A 21,299-nucleotide genomic window follows, 5' to 3' on the forward strand; every position below is an offset into this window, starting at 1 on the left:
ACAATAAGAACGTATACAGTCACTTTTTTACATTAACATGCAATACGAATATAGACTAGATTCGTATACCCTGACACAAAAATCGGATTCAATTGTCACCAAATTAGCTTTCAGACTGAATTTGGTTGCTATTATGATTCGTGATAAACTATGCGAATAGCATCATCTCATTTCTTTGCTTATATTACACAGGCTACTGTTCCCTACTTCTTACACAGAAAGGTAATTGCGTATGCTATTTATTCGTAAAAAGGTAATCAATCAACTCGCCGAACCATACAGAGAACCAGACATGGTATGCTGTTATGTAGAGTCACAAAGTATGGCTTCCACTACTAGTCGTGCCATTCTGCTAATCAATCACAATACGATGAAGGTACTATTTCTCAATTTCTTCTCTACCAAAGTTGTACATACGATGCAATGGAATACGGCTGATCTGTATAACCATTCCTTTCTATCCAGGATGCCGCTGGTGTCCATCTGGTCCTTCGATGCAGGCGGCGAACATTGGCGCTTTCTGATCAACAAGTTCATTCTGACGCTCGGTTCCATGCAAGGCGATTTCCTAGACTTTATAAGTCACCATATTGTGCATGAGTACCAGCTGTAACTCTCCGTATGCAAGACGCGTTATCAAACCATTCGACCAACAAAAGACCACATCCACGTATCAAGAGTGCTTCTCCTACGTAGTCGTGGTCTTTCGTCTTCTATCTTTCGTTGTTCATGTATGCTTTAACATCCCATAGTGCTAAACATTCCAAATCTTAAACCGTCTATCAGATCATCACATTGTTGAGTTTCCCCTGACGTGATACCGCGATCACATCGCTCACCTTGCGCAGAATCTCATCCATCGAAGCTGGATCATGTACATCATATTCGTCAATGTTCAGACGCAGCACCGGGCATGCGCTGAATTCGTTGATCCAGTTGGAATATCGACCATGCATCTGCTCCCAGTACGAACGATCTGTATCAATCTCCATCTGGCGTCCGCGTAGCTGAATACGGTTCAGAATAGATGGCAGACTACCTTCCAGATAGACAAGCACATCTGGGTGCGGGAAATACGGTGTCATGACCATCGCCTCAAATAAGCTCGTATATGTCTCGTAATCGGTCGCTGACATCGTGCCTTTATCCGCGTGCATTTTAGCAAAAATACCAGTATCTTCATAGATCGAACGATCCTGCACAAAGCCACCGCCCGCTTCAAAAATATGCTTTTGCTCCTTAAATCGTTCAGCCAGAAAATAAATTTGCAGATGAAAGCTCCACCGTTCAAAATCATGATAGAACTTTTCCAGATACGGGTTGTGATCGACCTTTTCCAGCGAAGTTTTGAAGTTTAGCCGCTCTGCCAGCTTCGCCGTCAATGTTGATTTGCCGACACCTACTGTACCGGCAATCGTGATCAGGGCATTCTCAGGTATGTTGTATTCGTTCATGTATAAGCTCCTTTAAGGCGGCAGCAATTTCACTGAATTGCGCCGGATTTTCCACAAAATCAACGGCATCGCCGTCAATGGTAATGATCTTCGTCTCCGGCTCTTTGACCGCAATCGCTGCCATCGCACTATCATAATCAGCGATCAACTGCTCCAAATACGCTGTATCCATCGCCTGTTCAAACGAACGTCCACGACGCGCAATCCGCGTTAACAGCGTATCCAGACTAGCACGAATATAGAGAATGATATCTGGCTTCGGCAGATCGTCGGTTAGCAAATGATAAATCTGGCGGTACTTGTCGCGTTTGACGCCTTTGAGTGTGCGTTCGGCGAAGATCATGTTTTTGTAGATATGATAATCGGAAATGACCGGCTGATTGTTGGCAATATATTGCAGCCCGGTATCTTCCAATTGCTTGTATCGGTTGCAGAGAAAGAACATTTCCAGCTGAAAGCTCCACTCATCGATATTCTCGTAAAACTTGCCGAGAAACGGATTTTCTTCCACAATCTCTTTGATTAGCGGCAGGTCAAACTGCTGCGACAGCATTGTGGACAGTGTCGTTTTTCCAGCGCCAATTGGGCCTTCTACGGCAATAAACGGGGGTTGTGTCATAGGCTGTACTATCCTTCCTGTATCGCATCGTCGTGCATAGACTTTATGTATTGTATCACGAAAAATGAGGTTGACCAGCGAGGTGTTACATTTATGCCAGAATTTTTTGTGACGCTGTTGGACGACCGTGCAGCTATCCCTATATAGCGGAATCAGTCGCAATATGACAACAACACTAGCTATAGCCTGTTCGGCGTATCTCCATATTCATAACATACAAAATACGACCCAAAGCGGTCCTTAACCACCGCAAGTAGGCGATAATTAGGAATCGATTTGGGTCGTATTTATTTTGAAGAAGCGCAGGTAGACTTGAGATTGCCTATTGTTATTCCTCGAACAAATACACAATCATGCTGTGGTCTTGTTCAAAGTTCCAATCTACATAGATATCAGCTACCTTCTTGCCGACAATGGATTGGATACCGACATGATTTTCCAACAATTTCTTCTCAAGACGATCCTTCGTCATGCGCAGCATATGTTCATAACCGAGACTGATAAATTCCTTTTCCAGCAAAATCGTAACTCCGCGCCTGAAAATAAACAGCATACGGCTGTTGATCCACCATGAATCGATATCATCGGGCGGCTTTTGCAAAGCACTGGTCGCTTCGATGATACGCTCATGAATCAGCACCTTGTTGTCATAGTCGGCGGCAGACGACATGTCCTTGCCCAGCAAGGCAATAATTACACCGGATGCGTGATACAGTCCCCAATCGTAATACCAGTCCAGCACTTCCATATGCAGCTGATTCTGCAAAAAACTACGGAGTTCTGGTAATAACGATTTCATCAACAAATCGCGCGTATAGCGGAACGCCTGCTCTTCTTCCTGACTTAACAGAAACTTCTCCACTGGGCTTATAAAATTTTTCAAATGAAATACCATACAGTTCTTATTCAAATAAATGGATACCGACTCCGGACCTTTGCCAAAACGATTGCGCAAAAGTTTGGTCGTATAACTGGTTGTTTGGGTAATTATGCTTTTTGCGTTCACTGATTTATACACTCCAGGTTCCATAGAGTTTAGAGGATATCGGGATTGGATTGCCGTAGAGCATGGCAGTAGGACAGCGCTGATCTCACTCCACGCTGTAAGACGAACTAACTTAACTGCTCAGTTCGCGACGAAGCTGACGGACAAAACTAAACAGATGTAACGGCTTGGTAAAATAGCGCCCAAACCCGGCTTCAAATGCCCGCACGACATCCTGATCCATCGCAAAACCACTAACCGCCCACACCGACATGTCTGTATGCGGTAGATGCTGCTGCAGTTGGGCAGGGATCGTATATTCTTCCATGACAGGCAACTGGATATCCACAATGACCAGTTTGGGCAAATGCAGTTGTGCCTGCTGCACCGCCTCCACTCCATTTGTGGCTTCCATTAATGTGATGTGCGGGAACTTTTTGTGCAGCAAAGAGCGGAGTAACTGGAGGTTGATTGGATCGTGACCTACATACAAAATGGCTGTCATCTTCTCATGTCCCCCTTATAAATAAATAGGCCGAAGCAGAGGCGTTGTACACCTCTGCTTCGGCCTAATATCAGCGCATGTTCATGTCTGAATTATTACCGAACTCCATATTCGTCTGTATTATGACTATTATGATTTGAATGTATACAGGATCAAGCTGTCATCCGCCTGAAAGTTCCAGTCCGTATACACATCTTCGATCTCCTTTTGAAACAGACTTTCTAAGCTAGTCTGCTGCTGCAATAATCTTTTCTCCAGTCTGCGCTTCGCTGCACGCAACTGATTCTCATAACCCAGTTCACAAAGCTCTTTTTCCAGAAGTACGGTTATACCCTTTCGAAAGATCGCCAGTGTGTTGGGCGTTAACCACCATGAATCCATGAATGAAGCCTGCCGCTGAATCGCTCCGGTCACCTCATTAATCTGCTGATGTACCGTCTGCTTTCCTTCATAGTCTGCCTTCTGCCCCAGTTCTGGATCATGCAGAATCCCTGCAATGATACCAGAGGCATTATGCATACCCCAATCATAATATAACCGATCTACCTGCAAATTTAAATGCTCCTCCAAAAATTGTATCAGTTCAGGTAGTAGTGATTTCATTACCAACTCGCGAGTATGCAGAAAGGTCTGCTCCTCTTGCTCGTTTAATAAAAATGCCTCCACCGGGTTCAAAAAGTGATGCAATTGGATCAAAATCGCATGTTGATCCATGGTAATCGACATCGATTCGGGACCTTTTCCAAAGCGTGTGCGCAGCAACTTGCCGGCATAACTTGTGGTCCGGCTGATCATCTCGGTATTGTTCATTGGAAATGCACCCACTATCATCTATGCAAAATTTAGTACCACTTCACTCTTTCACTATACTCCATTTATATGGATACATGTTCAACGAACCTATAAATGGTTCTCCTTTGGCAAAATCAAGACTATAGTTGCAGACAAAATACGCATACGCTTTTATCTATTGTATTGCTTGGATATCGTGTTTTGGGTAAATTTACCTTCCAAAATCAGCCGTTATATGTTACTAATTAGTAGGTAATACAATACATAGATAGATAAGGGGTAAGTTGGATGAAATGGTTTCTTTATGTTTTGAAGCATTACGCGACCTTTACAGGTCGAGCATCGCGTACAGAGTTCTGGATGTTTGCATTGTTTAATGCACTATTTGCAATTGCCTGTCTGATTATTGACAATATTCTCGGCACTGAGCGCATTCTGTACGCTGTGTACATGCTAGCAGTTCTGGTTCCTACGATCGCAGTTAGCGTACGCCGTCTGCACGATATCGGTCGCACTGGTTGGTGGTATCTGCTGAACTTCGTACCATTCGGTGCATTTGTAATTCTCGTATTCGATTGCCTGCCAAGCGAACCAGCAGATAACCAATACGGTATACACCCAGATTATATCAATTACAACAATCCACAAAAGCAATCCGCATAAGCGCAGCTTGACCATATCGAACGCTACATCATAGATCCAACGCAAGACAAGATATTCAAGCAGCAGCTATTCCAATCAACATACGCAAAGTAACAAAACAAACCGCCAATCTACGGCTCCGATTATCATTCTCCGATGAGAACGAGATCAACCAGAGATTGGCGGTTTTCTGTTAACATCACATAGTAAGTGAACTCCACACCACGCTTCTACTGTTGGCATATGCTCTCTCATCGTTCTATATTCTCATTCTGATAAAAATATCATTCTTTTATAACTAACAAATGCACTGAATTCTGGTAAAATAGGAAGGGTTGAACAGTGTATGTAGTGAGCGTTCTTATTCGTCCACTCCATCGGAGCATAATGATCTGATTGCACCCAGATCATTGCAGTAAATTGCTCTCCATGACCAACCGTTCCCCTCTCTAGCTTGTATACAACAGACCGTACATATCCCACAACGAACAGGAGCCTTACACATGCAAACAGACTCTACACCTATGCAAACGTTACACAAAAAATGGATCAGCGCCGCTTTGTCACTGACGATCGCAGCTACCGGCGTATTCACGACCGTGCCAGCAGCATCAGTAGCTGAAGCTGCCACGTCGTCCAAGATCAGCATCACCCTTGACGGCTATAATCTACCTTTCCCGGTTGCTCCAACGATGATCAAAGGCACTACCATGGTGCCATTCCGTACCATTTCTGAAGCGCTGGGTATTACCGTATCATGGAATCAATCCGCCAAAACGATTACCGCCACATCACCTGCTGGACAAACTAGCAAAAAAGTTATCTTGAAGATGAACGATACAACCGCAACAGTGAACGGTCAAAATGTAACACTTGCTGTTGCTCCGCAAAGTATTAGCAATAATACGATGATTCCGCTTAGCTTTTTCAGTCAGCAATTCGGTGCGGATGTGAAATGGAATGCAGCGGCACGAACGGTAGAGATTGTATCGCCTGCTGAAGATCTGTACACACTAGGCTTTTACGCGATTTCATCGTACGATGAACGCAGCTTTGTGCCAGACTTTGACAGCGTTGCTTACGGATGGAGCCGGATTACAACGGACGGCGAATTTTCCACCACCAGCACCGAATACAAATGGCCGCAAGCAGCAGGCACCGACACACCGGATACCATTATTCAAAATACCGCAACCCAAGGCACATCGCCTTATCTGATGGTCTATTCCGTGGACGGACACGGTGAGCTGACCAAAAATCTACAAGACGCTACCTTGCAAAATCGCACGATCAGCGCCATCGTCGATACTGCCACCAGCAAAGGTTTCAAAGGCATCGTACTCGACTTTGAAGGTCTTGGTTGGAGCGGCGATAAAGCGAAAGCACGCACGGAATACAACGCCTTTATCCAAAATATGTCTGCCCGTGCACATCAGGCAGGTTTGAAGCTGACACTGGCACTGCATCCGCTGAATAGCTCGTACACCGGCTATGATTACAAAACGCTCGGCACCCTTGCGGACGATCTGATCATTATGGCATACGATTATGCCGACAAAAAAAGCCCTGAACCAATCGCTAAAGTCGACGATGCCATCCAACTCGCTGTGAAGCAAGTAGATAAAAGCAAGCTGATTCTTGGCATCTCACTCAGCAGCGAAGATAGCAGCTCCGTTAACACCAAGATCGGTCTTGCCAAGCGTTACGATCTGAAAGGCATCGCTCTCTGGCGTCTCGGTATCATCGGACAAAACGCATGGACAGCTATGCACAAGTCCGTTACGTTTAAGTAATCTATTGCGAGCAGGTACATTCGCCATATACGAGCGCAGTTTGATAATAAAACATATCCAAGTAGAGGATATGACAGCAAGCCACGAACGTTACCTTACATGAATGTAAGCTTTTTTTAAGATCATTCGATAGTACAGCAACCTCCGTATTGCATATGATGAAATCAGCAAAAGGCGTATCTGCCTTCTTCTCTATGTTACTGTTGATGCTTTTACGCAATCGACAACTATGACTGGAAGATAGGCATCATTCGCGCGGTTCATCTATTTCAAACGGAGGTTTTTTGTCATGTCTACACTTACTGCTCTTCCCGGCTTCAAATATTTACAAGTCAACAGCTTTCAGCTCAAGCTGATCGGTATTGTTCTCATGGTGTTCGATCATATTCATCAGTTTTTCTGGATGGACGGAATACCGATGTGGTTCACTTGGATTGGACGGATCGTGGCTCCTATTTTCCTGTTTGCTAGTGCCGAAGGATTTCATTATACGCGTAGCAGAGGCAAGTATTTGCTGCATCTGTATGTCGGATTCTTATTTATGAATGGCATTAGCTTTGTTGTTCAGCAGCAATTCCCTTCAGATAATGTGTTGATGAACAATATTTTTGGTACGTTGTTTTTGGCTGTATGGTATATGTGGATGATGAAGATGCTGAAATCGTCTGTCACCGAACGAAGCTGGCGCAAAGGCATGGTAGCCGCTCTTGGTTTGCTAATTCCGATAGGCTTGAGTGTGGTTGTACTGGTAGCGCTGAGTGCTGACACGCCGCAAGTAGGCATTATGTATCTATCCATGCTGTTCCCGGTTCCAATTACAGTGGAAGGTGGCTACTGGTTTGTACTGCTCGGTATTGCCTTTTATTTGTTGCGTCGCAGCCGTGCGTTACAAATCGCTGCACTTGCTGGATTGTCCGCATTTTTGGTATATAATAGCGGCTTCAACTGGATCGGTGAATTTCAGTGGATGATGGTCTTCGCCGCCATTCCAATTGCGCTATACAACAGGCAAAAAGGGCGCAATATGAAATATCTGTTTTATGTATTCTACCCGGCGCATATTTATTTGCTATACTTCCTTGCTTATTTTTTGCATAAATAAATGTGTGCTTGGGATATTGTAGATGGATGCTACTGATGGAATTTTCAATGTATTCGTTCTATCATGATAGGAATTGTATTCGTTCTGTATGAGAGGAATTTTAATTCATTAAGGCTGTTTAGGTGAATCTCAGTCTATGCATATGCTGTTATAAACAGCTTCTGCCTTTTTTGTACTATGAAATATGCACCCCAAATGCTCATTAGTGTACCCGTGGGGGTTTCTAATGAGCATTTGGGGTGCATTTTAGTGTACTTCTGTGTGTTCTAATGTCTGTTCTAATGTGTAGTTAAGCGAGCAGTTCACGGAAGGACAACAGCTTTTCGTTATAGATGACTGCATATGCTTTGTTAACATACTCGGTTACAACACTTCTTATTATTTTGTAGATGGCACTTCAATAGTAGTGCTTATAAACAGGACATTTAAAAAATGAAAAATCCTATATCGCTATGGAAGCACATCTTGAGAATAAAACGTCATATGTCGCTATGGAGACACATTTGGAAAATGAACGATTCTGTCTCATGGTGAAGACACAGCTATGACTGTTTCCGATCTTCATCAATGAGTGCCGGATGATTTGAAATCGCTATATGACGATTCATCTGTATCGTAGAATATAACATCCCCATCGGCTACAACATATTTTACGTTGTACGGATCAGTCACGATGCGGTCACGCTCGCCATCTGTATTGTCGAATTGCTCCATGTCCCACCATTGATTATCTAGCGGTGCATGAATGTATTGCAGATGCGGCTGACTCGTATTGCCGTTGACAATCGACTCCAGATCAAAATTGACGGTAATATAGCCCTGCTTCAAAAAGATCGGTGCTTTCTCATCCAGTGTATGGGTACGTCCGTATTCCGCCAGATTGGTTCCCTGCGGTACAGCGTACACATTGGCAGGCAGACTATACTCGCCGTACCACTGCTGTACACTTGCATTCACTCGTGCCTGAGACGCCGAAGCATTGTCCGGTCGTTCTGCCGAAGAGATGAACGTACGCAGCGGCGATGGCAGAATCTGAATATCATAGCCACCAGTATACGTCGTTTGTTGTGCTCGCTTCAAAAAGCTTGCGATATACTGCTCCTTGCTCACAGTCCAGCCTTGATTTAGCTCGTAAATGGTAGCTGCTGTACGGTTCAAGTCAGCAGTCGGTACATTGCGCAGCCGCTGATTCAACGTAACCGTACGACGCTCCGTGTCCGCCGACGAACCGATTTTGATGAATTTTCGCTGGTCAGAATGGTAATACAGATCGACTGGTATTCGTTTGGGTGCAGTAGCTGTATCTTTGTCTTGATACACAAACGAAGGCGTAATCCGAATTGCATCCTTGTCACCAAATAGATTGCCTTTCGTTTTCAGGTCGAATTTGAAATGGTAGCCTGTTTTGACAGCTACATTTTTGTAGCCCTGTGACGGATGACTACCACGCATAATCGGAAGTGTGTACGGGGCTTGGTTTCCACGCGCTACGCCGTCGATATTACCAGTGCCGACCCAGTAAGCCGCACCAGTCGAGGCATTGCTGCCAGTTGCCTTGCGAAATACTTGTTCCCAGTTAAAGTCAGCAATATCGGTCACTCGGAAATCGTACATCCGACCAATCACCTCAACCTCTACTGTATCCTTGGCAACATGGTTGGTCAGGTCGGTATTGGCATCTTGCTGAGCGGTAAAGCTGGCAGGTGCATTTTCAGCGATAGTACGGAACGATACCGTGTAATTGCCTTCGTCAATCCAGACTGGCAGGTTGAATACCGTATCCAGTTGGCTGACCGGTACGTTAATCCATGTGTTTTTTGGATAAAACGTAGTCCTATCCTTGCTGTACACATCGAACGGAAACAGCACCTGCTTGGCTTTTACATATTTTGCATAATCTCGATTACCATAGCCAGGGTAATTGACATGTTGTCCATTTGTCGGAATGCGAACCGTGAACGGACGATCCAAAATGAGTGCCATCCGTCCGGTTGTCGGCTGTGTCTTCTGGTTATGCTGCTTGTCGTCGGAAATGCTGGAATAGTTCACTACTGGCGTATGCACGGTGACTGTATTAATGCCGTAAATATCGTAGGAAGCGTTGGCACCGCCCTTGATATTGCCCGGCATCACGATGTAGTCGATGCTGCCTTTGCTGGTGGTGTTGGAGCGGTTCGTTTTGCTAGTTGGAACCGTGTTGCCGGTGCTGTATAGAATATTTTTGCCGATCATTTGCGGTTCTGGAATCGGTTGGGGATCGGTACCGTTTACGGCTGTTTTGGTATTATCCATGAGTATATCGTTGTTGAATTTTAGATAGTCGTTTTCTACTTCCACATCATCCACAGCGTTTTCGGCTTTGTTTCTGAATGAACTCGATTCATTCGGGATGCTAGGACGACTTTTGTTGCCGGTCAATGATTTGTTACCGCCATTGATAACGCTAGGTGTTGGTGGCGCATCGTAAGCACCTGTCGTTTTCGCAGAAAAAGATGGTGATACGTAGTTGTTAGGTGAAATTTCTATTGTTTCACCTGAGAACGCATAATTCATCAAGGTCGCCTGATCGATTTTGTATACTTCCAGATTGTCGATTTTCCAGTAGGAGTAAGGACGTTTGACGTCGTAGCTATAGTTTTTCGTTTCAATCGCTCGTTTGGTGCGTCCGGCATTATTTTCCCATTTGAGATTGTAGGTTCGTTTGACAACGACTTTGTATGTACAGACGCCGGAATATTCGGTGAATGTATGCTTGGACAGATACGTGCGTGCGAGTACATTACCGTATAGACTCTCGCTAGTAGGGATGCCTTTGGAAACGTTAAACTGTTCGGAATCGCGTTTATCTGCTTTGATCACAGCCGTTGCTAGCGGGTCCATGTATTTGCCGATGATCTGCTTGCCAGGTTGTGGGATGGAACAGATACCAGTTGGTTCAGGTGGAGGCTCTTGCTGATCCACTCCGACTGCGATTTCGACGGTGTCTTTGAGGTTCCAGACACCATCTGCGGACTTCCATGTAGCGGAAACCTGCGTTGTTCCTTCTGCAAGAGCGGTGACAAGACCGGTAGGACTTACTGTAGCAACTGAAGTGTCCGAAGACTCCCAAGTAGTTTGTGTTCGGTTAGTGACACTTGTCCAGTTGTCGTCGAAATCTTGCATGTCGTATGTTTTGGTACGTACCTCAGCTGCGAGCTGCGTAGTGTCACTCACTTGCAGCTCAGCATCTTCGGTAACTTGGATTTCTTTTTTTTCGGTGACATATCCTGTGTAATCAATCTGCAATGGAGTATAGTACTCTGCAATTCTTTTTGGTTGCCCATCAGCTCTAATATCATATTGATAATCTAAAGTAGATGAAAAGGGATATCCAGTTGTAAGGTAAATAATTGCAAACATATCCCCTTTAGTATATTCAACTCGAGCACTTTGATAATCATAACTAAGAGACAACAGAGGAATAATTTTATCAAATCTAAGATCACTAATAAATGCTTGCTTGTAAGGTTTATTGTTTTTATCTTGCATTGAATCCGGTGGATATTGATCAGCTGTTATTTTATTTCTCACTTCTTTTGCAACAGGAAAAGCGTTATTTCCTTTTCCATGTGTACTAGTTTCGTAATTATCATAACCGTCATTTCTTGATGCTTTCCAAATATCATATATCTGTTTGTACCCACATTACTTTCGGTATAGGTTGACTTTGACCGGTTAAAGGAATTTTCATTGTTTGTATTTTACTAGGTTCTTTTGGTGTAATACTAATGTTACTTGGATATCCCTTACTTTCTTGTTCATTCTGTTCTTCTGCGTTTACAGTACTTAGATACTGTGAAAAAATTAAACTTGATAAAAGAATTAATACCAACAAAAAAACAATATTTTTTTTCATAAGCAACCTACCTTAATTAATAGAAAAACGAGATCCATCATTAGTTATATATGTTGCACTAGGACTTTTAATCATAATTACGTTACTAACCCAAATATTCATACCATTTGAGAAACCATATTTTGTTCCATTAGGCAAAGTACTATAACCATACTTTTCAGGTAGCTCATTCCGAATAGGCATACCAATTGCTATTCTACTTAGACTTCCTGTCATATAATGATCAAAACTAAATTTATCTATTGAAGGATATATAGTTTGATTTTCGTAAACTCTATAACCGAATCTTCGGTTGGAAACTTTTCATCGTTTGCTAAAAATACAGGAGCATATATACTCTTTTTATTTTGCCAATCTCGCGCATCAACAACGATATAATAATTTAAAGACATACTGCCTGAAGCGTTTTTAAACTTCATTTTTTTTCCTTGAACATTTTTAAAATCATCTTTATTGATTTTATAAGGAGTTAACAAATTAAGATTCGTCCCAGTCGTCCCTACCTCGCGCAACTCATTCAAGTCTGAAAACGAATCTGCCTTCTTTGACTGAACGTCTGCCAATCGCATCAAAATCACAGCCGCTTCGGCGCGGGTTGTGGTCTTTGCTGGGCCGAAGGTTCCGTCGGCGTAACCGCCCATTAATCCGGTTCCGATTACTACCGATACATATGGCAGATCACTCTTGCTCATCGTCTTTTTAAAATACTCCGCTACTGGCACGACGGTATCCGCCGTATCACTCAGTGCCTGCTTGTAATTATCCGATTCAGCTGCCAATCCAGAGGACATCCATTTGGCCATTTCTTTACGCGTAATTGGCGTGGATGGTTTGAATCCGTTCGCGTAATCGGCAGATGTGATAAAGCCTTTGGCGGATGCGCTTTTCACACTACTTTCACTCCAATTTCCACTCACATCAGAGAACGAAGCGCTGGTGCCATCCGCTTGGTTCGTTGATACACGATCCAGCAATACGGCGAATTCTGCGCGTGTCACAGATGCGCTGGGTTTGAATGTTCCGTCCGCATACCCTTTAAAATATCCTTTGGATACAGCTTGATCGATAGCGGTTTTTGCCCAGTGCGAGGATGGAACATCCTTGAAGCTGGCTGCTGCTGCGCTGGAATGGTGTTCAGTTGGACTGCTCAGCATGAGCATGGACGCCGCCAGTACGGTAAACACGGTTTTCTTCATTACTCTTGTTGTACCCTCAAATCTTATCTTCATTTCGAAATCCCCCTGCATGAATAGTATGGCTTTGCTTGCTATCTTATGTAGATACTCAGTTAGCAATGTAGTGTCAGTTCTCAATATACACCAATTCTGGCATCTTTTCTTGCTTTTTATCGGTCGAAAGCCCTACTTTTGATAGCCGATTGTGCAATTGAGCGGTTGATAGCCTTTGCGCGCTGCTTCTTTGGGAGAAGTAAACAATTCTTCTGCTGTATAATCCGACGTACAGGAGCTGGTGGAATAGTAATATTTGCGTCCATTCGCGACAATGCCCTGATACATGTCCTGCTTCATAATACGTGCGCCGCCAAGTGCGTAATTGTTGTAATACGCGTTCCCTAACGGAATCCCCTGCACAAAAGCAAGCACACCGGCATCGTCGATCGTATTGTTCCACTGTTCCTGATCGATATAAGGCACGGTAAAGGTATACGAGACGCCGTATTGCTTGGACAGCATATTATAACGGTTAATCGTTGCACTGAGATCATTTTGGATTGTATTCACGATGGTGGTACGTCTTGCAGCATCATAAGAAGCTTCATCCTGCAAAAATGGAATCCCGCTATCTCCCTGTAGATCTCGGCGGAATCCTTCCAGCCATTTGCCATCCACAGCACGATTCACGGTTACATAGTCGTCCAGCGTAAAGTTGTAGGTGTTATGATCCTGATCTTCATACGCATACGGCTTTTTGGGACTCCATACATGGCGCATCTCTGTCTCTCCGGCAGCATTGCGATATGCTTCAAACTGATACACATAATATCCGTCGTACCCGATCACCAGTAGCGCAGGAATATATCCATTCAACACCTGCTGACCAACAGGATCGTGACTGACGCCAAAATTCAAATACATCGTATGAAAAAACGTATCTGCTGCCTCTTCTTTGTTAATGCGGACATTTTTGGCTGATTGGTACTGGCTTTCTTGCGGCTGACTGGCATTGGTCAGCAGTGCCTGTGCAGCATCCTGCGTCGCGGTATCGACCGCACGGTTGTAGCGAACTTGCAGTTGTAGATTGTTGCGATTATCCTCCTGATCCAAAGCGTTTTTGACGAATACAAATAGTAGAATCAGTACGAAGAAAATCGCCCAGTTAGTAATCTTCATTCAGTACCATGCCTCCGTACGGAATGACAATCTTCTCATTAGGAGCACTGCCACCATTGAACAACAGATCGCCCAGCAGAGTTGCCATGGTGCGATTGGTGTTTTTGACGGTGACGCTAAAATAATCCCCTGCCGCTAATTTGTACATCCGTGCGGGATCATGCATATTGTCGTTGCCAGCTGGAAATAACTTTGCCCGGATCTGACTGTTGTAATATCCTTCTTCATTCACCTGATAACTGTCCTGAAACGAACCGTCGTCGTTGTACACGGGATCATAGCGCTTATGCTGATGCTCCATCTGAACATCATACGTATTGCCGGTTAGATACAATTGATCTTCAAACTGCTGATACATCTCCGGCGTAATATATCCTTTATCCCGTACGCTGTCTACGAATTTGGTCACGGTATTCAGCACGATAATCTGGGAATTGCTATCCTGCGAGCTGTAGGCGGTATAGATCGGCCAGATGCCCATCAGCAGCACCGCCAGCAGCGCTGCGAATATTTTTAAAATGGCATTGCTCATGATCGTCCCTCCTTCAGTGATATTGCAATAATACCAGATTACCGGACGTATCCCGCACATAGATCGGGGCATAATCGCGGTTCAGATCAATACCGGATACATCCACATCGTCTGGTTCCAATTCCTTGCTATACCGGATTCCATCCACCTCAATATCGACACCGATATCATGGATCATATGAATACTCTGGCGCACCTCGGCTCCGCTGGCAGTCTCACGCTGTTGTATCTTCAATGTAGACTGTTGATTCCGATCGGTCGTTGACGTTAACGCATACGTTTGAGCATTTATGTTGGCGGTTGTGCGGAATAATGACGAACCGGCAGACAAGCACATAATGAAAATCAATATGCCTGCCCCTAGCCACAATGCCGATTTAGCATGTTCTCCTAAGCCCATCATAGATATGCCCGGATTAATTCTGTTTGAAAATCAAAGCGCGTACGACATTACTGCGGTCGCGGATGATTTGGCTTTTGAATGTACCTGTTGGATTGATATAGTTACCGGACGATTGTGCCAGTGCATCTGCAAATGTTCCGCCAGCTTTATCAGTGCTGACCGTACCGTAATCGGTGCTATCTGCGGATGCTGTCGTATTCACCTGATGGAAATACCAAGTACCGGATGGATTTTTACCAGTCAGCACTTGAATGCCGAACGATTCCTGATCCTGAAACTTACGCAGCGAGGAGATGACTTGACTACCGGAAATATTCGTATTGTCATACACTGCATATTGCGTCTGATCCAGTTCCTTCTGAATACCGGAAAAGTTATTTTGAGCAGTTTTTGTTGCTTCCTGTGCGCTAATAAACAGCACAACAACGATAGTGATAAGGGCGATCGTCAGGAACAGTCCTGCGGCTACTTTCAAAGCGGCTGATGCGTTATTCATGGTTTAACTCCTTTAAATTGAATTGGGATGAAATACGTGCTAGTAAAACTTTATAAAACGATAAGCTGATTGATATGTGTACGATAGAGCTGATGGATGATTCTTCACAATCTATTCCTGACAGTTCATTTCTTGCTGTTCATTCTTTGCCATTCATTCGTCATAGTTGATTCAATTGCTGGTAATATGCGCTCATCTGCTGGAAGCTCATATAAATAAATGGCAGTACCAGATACATAAAAGTCAGTACCGTCATCGGCGCAAACCCGATGATACGTCCCCATTCGGACTTCGTATCGATCATGCGTTCATAATCCTGCTTACGCTTCTCAAAATTGTAATTGCGCTCATTGTCCAGATCGTCGAATGCTTCCTTGATCGGAATACGCTCTACTGACAAAATGAGCTTATCAATTGTGCGGGATAATGGTACAAACGGCGCATCCTGCTTCAGCACTTCCAACGCCTGCTCCGCCCCACTTTCAAAATCCAGCACCGCCTTGTGTAGCGGTTCACGGAAAATGGTCGAGAATCGCTCCATCCACTCCAGCATCATATCAACCGACATACGGTCAATCTGGCAGAGCATGGCGAGAATCGTATGGAATTGATCGACTTCATTTTGCATATCGATATAACGGACTTTTTTCTGAAATAGCAGCATCGCGTATGGAAGCAGATAGCCGCCATAAGCAATTGCCGCTGCCAACAATAACTCGTACCATTTAAAATATTCATTTTGCAGTACATGTAGCTTGTCTTCGATACGTTGTGTTGTTGTTAGCATTTGCGAGCTATTGCCTGCCAGCTCTGGATTGGCATACAGCAGTTCCATCAGTCGATCTTCCGTCTGCTCTGGCTGCATCTGTTGTAGCTGTGTAATAACACTCGTATCAAAAGCGGTTGTTTGCCGCGCCTTGTCCATCTCTGCATCCGATAATTGACCGAACATCGTGCCATTCTGAGTTGGTGCTTGCAAGATGTTATGTACCGTAATGGAATGCATCGTTTGCAATGACATCATCATCACTGCGAATAGTGCAACAGCGAGCAATATCCGGTGCAAATAATGCCATTCCAGCGGCGTTCCCGCATTGGCATCCTTGATCAGCGTCGTGATACGATAGCGTGCCGTTGTACGCGGTGCAGGTAGGAAACGATTTACGATCCACTCGATCGGTGTCAAAGATAGCAGCTTTTGCTCCCACAGAATTTTGCGCACCTTTGCCTGATACAATCCCTCTTGCTGATCCTGCAATTTTTTGAGCAAAATGTACGATAGCAGAATGACTGCAAAGATAATGATTTTGAAAAAGAAGCCAAATTTGCTGTCGTAAAATTGCTCCATCACGGGAAAGTTATTTTTTGCCCATACTTCAATCGGTTTGGTGAACAAAATTGGAGCGATGCAGATCGCCGTCAGCCCTTTTAACAAATAACTGAGCTTTGTACGCTTGAGCAGTTCCAGATTGATTTCGTTAGTTAGCTTGCCCATATTGCTAAGATACAGCGAACCGTCCTTGACCGTTTTGTCGCCAAATTCCTTTACCAGATAGGTAATTCCAGCAAATGCCTTGAGAAAGCGGTTCGGCGCTGCTTGATAATAATGTTGCAGCAGCTTTTCGGGCTCAGGCGCAACCAGAATATCGTGCACCTTGCGCGCATGCAGTGAAGCTTCGTGGGTCGACGATTCTGCTGCATCATGCAGCGCTTCTTCGATCATGCCGTGCTGCTGATAACTGTGCCGCACATCGTCCATGACTGATTTAAGCTGGATGAGCAGGCGATTTTCTACCCGATTCACAAACGTATCGATCAGCATGCCGTTCATCACCAGCGCTGTCAGTGCAATCATGAACATAAAAGTCATATCTTTGTTCATAAACAGCAGCATTAGAACGAAGGTGGACAGGATCGCCAGTGTCGCAAATACGATCTTCATCGTCTCGCGGCGCATAGAGAATTCATCGTAAGAGTGAATACTTTGCAGCCGTTTGCGTACCCGCATAATGTAATGGCGCAGTAGCGGCACACGCATATACGCATGATACGAATCTTGTAAAAATCGGTTATACTGCCGGATACGTCTGGATTTGCCGGAGCCGATATAATCGGCATAGGTGCGATACAAATCGGCATTGCCATTTTGCATATTACGGCGCTGGACAAACTTGAACGCCGCAAGCAGCACCACAAAGCCAAATGCTGAACCAATCAGTACATAGATCAGTACATTAAGAAGCGTCAACGGTTATGCCACCCCAGTTCTCCGCCATAAATTGTTGGAATCGGAGCTGATCGGCAGGCTCCATCATCGTCAGCATCTGCTGTCGGTTATAGTCCGAAATCGGATGCACCGCCACATAACGTCCATTCTGATATTCGATAATGTTGCGTCCCTCGCCCACTTTGCGATTGGTCGAGCGCTGGAAGTATTCAGTCATACTCTCCATCATCGCTGTAAAGCGCTCGTCGGAACGCTTGGCAGTTTTGAAGCTGGTCGGATAGTCCTGCTCCTGATCAACAATGATACATTCGGTAATCCGCTCAATATAACGCGAACCATCTGGATCACGGCGCAAATGCACATCAAAGTTCAGCACGCGCACGACCTGTTCTTCGGCGGTTTTCTCATTACTGAAAATATTTTGCTTGAGCAGTGCATTACGCAGCGAGTACACCAGATCGCGGAACGTTTTGGCGTGGTGGGTGAAGATGGTGAACAAGCTTGCGACCTGCGCCATCTGGATCATCCATGCAGCGACCTCGTCCGTCGCTACCTCACCGAGAATGTTAACAGTACCATCGGTTTTCTTTTGCACATCCAGCCCGGCTTGACCGGATACCGTTTCGGTTTCTTTAAAGGTCAAAATATTGCGTTTGTTGTAAATTTTACGCAGATGCAGCTCGAACGACATCTCCTGAATCCGCAATGTGAACGTTTCGTTAATATGAGCGACAAGCGCCATCAACAGCGTCGTTTTACCGGAACCTTGCGCACCTGTAATCGCTACAATACGCCCGCCTTTCATCAGGTAGATGAGTAGCGATTTGACCATATCATGGTTGGCGATGTTGTCAGTAATGAGCTGATCCAATGTCGCCGAAGCGGGATCAAATTTGCGGACGAAAAACGCCCATGATTCCGAGAAGCTTGGACGCACGACTACAATTCGGCTGCCGTCCTTCATTTCGTTCACTTTGAATCCATTCGCTTCGGACAATTGACCGGGATTGTTATATCGGTAAATGTTCTGGCATACGCGCTTCAATTCGGCTTCGGTGCCAAACGACAGAAACTCCAAATGCACACTTTTCCCTCGGTAAAAGATCCACACACTATCATGGCTGAACGGAATCTTCCGCTCATTGATCGCCGAGGTAAAATCGTAAAAGTCATCATCGTATTCCACCTGATTGACTGGAACACCGGACACCCCACCACTGACACCATCGATCTTCATATCACGGATTTCATCAATGACACTGAAGCCTTTGAATGTCTGGTAAATGCGCTGTACAACAATATACAGCTTGTCTTCAAAGCCCAGCATACCGGGGAAATCATCGTATACACGGTTAATTTCATCAGCCGTGATCATGTACGAACCGGAGCCGCCGGATTGTGGATCGTATTTCAATCCTGCCAACGAATAATCTTCCAGCAATCGCGACAAACCGTTCAAACCGTGCATCATTTTGTACTGATACAGCAAAATATCGAACTTCTCCTGACTGCTCAGTGCCATCGCATGTTGAAATGGAATAACTTTATCCAGATTGTCCTCCGTCAATTCGTACGTTTTGAGCAGCAGATCATAGATCGTGCTTTTAACAAATGTTTTGGCGTTCAGATCACCATGCGTACAGTCTTTGAGCGACTTGATCAGCGTTGCACGCTGGTTAAGCCGTCGTGTATATTCCTCTTCGGACAATCCAAGATCGTCCAGCGACGATGAGGTCATTTCGTTCAGTGCGGCTTTGACATAATCAATCATCGTCGGCAACGTATATTTGCTGCTCTGACGGTCTTTTTTATCATTTGCACTGCCTTTGTATGCCAGCTTGAAATAAGCGAGCACGAACAAGATTAGTACAATCAGACCAATACAGGCACGGTTGATCAGCAATGCTATATCGAGGCTAGCCATATCGCTTTACGCCTCCTTTGCAAACATATGGTGATCCACTGCCAGCGCATCGAAGATGCCGCGGTTCAGTTTGCGTATGTCATGTAGCAATCCATAGTCCGGCTGGTCATGGTGCACATGCTTGCGTTTCAAGAAAAACTCAACCACTCGCTGCTCGTTGCAAGCATCCATATACCCGCTATTGTGTGGAATCGTAAACAAAGGTGCTTTGATTTTGAACAATCGGCGGATATTGGCAGCTGTTAGTCTTGAACTGCTATCATACTGACCAATGACCAGTACAACCTTCTTGTCATGCAGCCATGCTGGTGGATGATGGAAAAATTGACGCAGCATACTCAGATTCTGACTGAGTGAAATGACGACCAGATTCGCGCTATCAAGTACAGCTTCCATCAATGGATCAACCTCGCCACTGCCAATATCGAACAGCGTCAGATCGTACGCACTGCGTGCCGTTTCACAGATCGTACCTGCTACTTCGTGCATCGACAGTAACATATGTCGATCCGGCTTGTTCGTACCGGGCAGCAGATCAAGCGATTCGCTGAATACAGGCATCGTATAATCTTTCATCATCGCTGGCGTCAGTTGACCGGAGCGTGCCAGCATCTCTAGCGAATCCATGCCAAGCTGCGAATACCGAAGCGCCATCTCATCAAAGGAGCGCTGTTGACGGCGAAACGCGTCTTCGACCAGCGAACCTCCATATTGCGTATGCCCAACCAGAATCCGGCTTACATAATCCATCGCCAGCACTGCCGCCGAGGATACCAGATTGGAAGAACTCCCTGTCTGCCCGGCACGCGCTCCCCAGTAAGCAATTACATTCCCCATACCGGCTGATTCCTCCGTGACATTTTTTTGGCGTATACTTTCAACTGCTGTTGATCCAGCTCGCACACATTGCCTGCCATCTGCTGAATCGTACTGCGTAGTGGACGCGAGATGCGTTTGATGCTGATCGTATTACTGTTCTGATTCATAATTTTCTGCATATAATCCATCTCATCGAAGGGAATCGTGAATGCCTGTTCTTCAAAAATGACTGGTAATAAATCCAGCATTTTCTCGATATAATCCTCTGCCAATCCGCTATCTAACTGATTTACAAACAATCGTCCAAACGGAATACGCGGCTGTCTGCTATCTCGTCCGTGCAGCAGCAGGCTCATCAGCTCAATCGCCTTTCCCAAAGAACGACGTTCTGGTGAAATGACGACAAACCGTTGTTTGAAGCTCAGTAAATCGGATTCAGTTATAAAATCAGGCTGAGAGCAAAAGACCAATACCTGATCGTACTGCTGCTCCTGATCCAATTGAAGCTTCATATCACCAAATGCAGTAAAATCATACCCGATATCAAATTCATCGTACTGGGATACACCAGCTTCGGTAGCAAGAATCGGTGTGTTATAGCGGATAAACCCTTCACTGCTCGCATCGACCAGCAATACCCGCCGACCTGCGGTTTGCAGAAATTTGCTCAGATAGATCAGCAGATCGCTAATGTCGGCTGAACCGAGAAATAACGTGTAATTCATAGTAATCCTCCTTGCGAAATACAGAATATAGGTGG

General features: G+C 44.9%; 20 protein-coding genes. 4 read left to right on the plus strand and 16 right to left on the minus strand.

From position 1 onward, the window contains the following. The first annotated feature begins 232 nt into the window (after positions 1-232). Positions 233-613, plus strand: coding sequence for a hypothetical protein (locus tag ACE3MZ_RS19325; RefSeq protein ID WP_411343737.1), 381 nt, complete (start codon positions 233-235; stop codon positions 611-613). A 169-nt stretch (positions 614-782) separates the two neighbouring features. Here the strand turns inward: ACE3MZ_RS19325 and ACE3MZ_RS19330 are convergent, their stop codons facing one another. The 5 genes from ACE3MZ_RS19330 to ACE3MZ_RS19350 all read right to left on the minus strand — a co-directional run bounded on the left by ACE3MZ_RS19330 (position 783) and on the right by ACE3MZ_RS19350 (position 4,373). Next, on the minus strand, positions 783-1,454 hold the full coding sequence (locus ACE3MZ_RS19330) for a deoxynucleoside kinase (protein ID WP_411343738.1): 672 nt from the start codon (positions 1,452-1,454) through the stop codon (positions 783-785). Next, entirely contained in the window at positions 1,432-2,073 is a 642-nt protein-coding gene (locus ACE3MZ_RS19335; protein WP_411343739.1) for a deoxynucleoside kinase, read from the minus strand. The genes ACE3MZ_RS19330 and ACE3MZ_RS19335 overlap by 23 nt, the downstream gene beginning before the upstream one ends. Positions 2,074-2,401: 328 nt before the next feature. Further along, entirely contained in the window at positions 2,402-3,079 is a 678-nt protein-coding gene (locus tag ACE3MZ_RS19340; RefSeq protein WP_411343740.1) for a Na-translocating system protein MpsC family protein, read from the minus strand. Between the two features lie 112 nt (positions 3,080-3,191). Further along, a complete protein-coding gene (locus ACE3MZ_RS19345; RefSeq protein WP_411343741.1) occupies positions 3,192-3,563 on the minus strand; it encodes a response regulator in 372 nt (123 codons plus the stop codon). Positions 3,564-3,692: 129 nt separating this feature from the next. Next, positions 3,693-4,373: a Na-translocating system protein MpsC family protein gene (locus tag ACE3MZ_RS19350; RefSeq protein WP_411343742.1), complete on the minus strand. Its 681-nt coding sequence runs from the start codon at positions 4,371-4,373 to the stop codon at positions 3,693-3,695. Positions 4,374-4,643: 270 nt separating this feature from the next. Here ACE3MZ_RS19350 and ACE3MZ_RS19355 point away from each other — a divergent pair, with 270 nt between their 5' ends. The 3 genes from ACE3MZ_RS19355 to ACE3MZ_RS19365 all read left to right on the plus strand — a co-directional run bounded on the left by ACE3MZ_RS19355 (position 4,644) and on the right by ACE3MZ_RS19365 (position 7,892). Beyond that, positions 4,644-5,018 (plus strand): DUF805 domain-containing protein, encoded by a 375-nt coding sequence (locus ACE3MZ_RS19355; RefSeq protein ID WP_411343743.1) that lies wholly within the window; start codon positions 4,644-4,646, stop codon positions 5,016-5,018. A 503-nt stretch (positions 5,019-5,521) separates the two neighbouring features. Further along, complete coding sequence (locus ACE3MZ_RS19360) at positions 5,522-6,790, plus strand: stalk domain-containing protein (RefSeq protein ID WP_411346855.1); 1,269 nt, start codon at positions 5,522-5,524, stop codon at positions 6,788-6,790. Between the two features lie 289 nt (positions 6,791-7,079). Beyond that, a complete protein-coding gene (locus ACE3MZ_RS19365) occupies positions 7,080-7,892 on the plus strand; it encodes a TraX family protein (protein WP_411343744.1) in 813 nt (270 codons plus the stop codon). A gap of 564 nt (positions 7,893-8,456) precedes the next feature. On the opposite strand, the gene ACE3MZ_RS19370 is transcribed toward ACE3MZ_RS19365, so the two are convergent. From ACE3MZ_RS19370 to ACE3MZ_RS19420, 11 genes are all read right to left on the minus strand, one after another. After that, on the minus strand, positions 8,457-11,177 hold the full coding sequence (locus ACE3MZ_RS19370; RefSeq protein ID WP_411343745.1) for a DUF5704 domain-containing protein: 2,721 nt from the start codon (positions 11,175-11,177) through the stop codon (positions 8,457-8,459). A gap of 376 nt (positions 11,178-11,553) precedes the next feature. Further along, positions 11,554-11,787 (minus strand): hypothetical protein, encoded by a 234-nt coding sequence (locus ACE3MZ_RS19375; protein WP_411343746.1) that lies wholly within the window; start codon positions 11,785-11,787, stop codon positions 11,554-11,556. A 239-nt stretch (positions 11,788-12,026) separates the two neighbouring features. After that, entirely contained in the window at positions 12,027-13,016 is a 990-nt protein-coding gene (locus tag ACE3MZ_RS19380; protein ID WP_411343747.1) for an S-layer homology domain-containing protein, read from the minus strand. Positions 13,017-13,148: 132 nt separating this feature from the next. After that, positions 13,149-14,138 carry a hypothetical protein gene (locus ACE3MZ_RS19385; RefSeq protein ID WP_411343748.1) on the minus strand — a complete coding sequence of 330 codons (990 nt, stop codon included), beginning with the start codon at positions 14,136-14,138 and terminating at the stop codon, positions 13,149-13,151. Next, on the minus strand, positions 14,125-14,670 hold the full coding sequence (locus tag ACE3MZ_RS19390; RefSeq protein ID WP_411343749.1) for a hypothetical protein: 546 nt from the start codon (positions 14,668-14,670) through the stop codon (positions 14,125-14,127). The genes ACE3MZ_RS19385 and ACE3MZ_RS19390 overlap by 14 nt, the downstream gene beginning before the upstream one ends. Positions 14,671-14,683: 13 nt before the next feature. Next, a complete protein-coding gene (locus tag ACE3MZ_RS19395) occupies positions 14,684-15,019 on the minus strand; it encodes a hypothetical protein (protein ID WP_411343750.1) in 336 nt (111 codons plus the stop codon). 67 nt (positions 15,020-15,086) lie between these two features. Beyond that, a complete protein-coding gene (locus ACE3MZ_RS19400) occupies positions 15,087-15,569 on the minus strand; it encodes an ABC transporter permease (RefSeq protein ID WP_411343751.1) in 483 nt (160 codons plus the stop codon). A 160-nt stretch (positions 15,570-15,729) separates the two neighbouring features. Further along, positions 15,730-17,817, minus strand: a complete 2,088-nt coding sequence (locus tag ACE3MZ_RS19405; protein ID WP_411343752.1) for a hypothetical protein — start codon at positions 17,815-17,817, stop codon at positions 15,730-15,732. After that, entirely contained in the window at positions 17,804-19,720 is a 1,917-nt protein-coding gene (locus tag ACE3MZ_RS19410; protein ID WP_411343753.1) for an ATPase, T2SS/T4P/T4SS family, read from the minus strand. The genes ACE3MZ_RS19405 and ACE3MZ_RS19410 overlap by 14 nt, the downstream gene beginning before the upstream one ends. 6 nt (positions 19,721-19,726) lie before the next feature. Next, positions 19,727-20,557, minus strand: a complete 831-nt coding sequence (locus tag ACE3MZ_RS19415) for a hypothetical protein (protein WP_411343754.1) — start codon at positions 20,555-20,557, stop codon at positions 19,727-19,729. Further along, entirely contained in the window at positions 20,545-21,264 is a 720-nt protein-coding gene (locus tag ACE3MZ_RS19420) for a hypothetical protein (RefSeq protein WP_411343755.1), read from the minus strand. Before ACE3MZ_RS19420 ends, ACE3MZ_RS19415 begins: the two co-directional genes overlap by 13 nt. Positions 21,265-21,299 lie beyond the last annotated feature (35 nt).

The sequence above is a fragment of the Paenibacillus sp. WLX1005 genome, assembly GCF_046603685.1.
Lineage (GTDB): Bacteria > Bacillota > Bacilli > Paenibacillales > Paenibacillaceae > Saccharibacillus.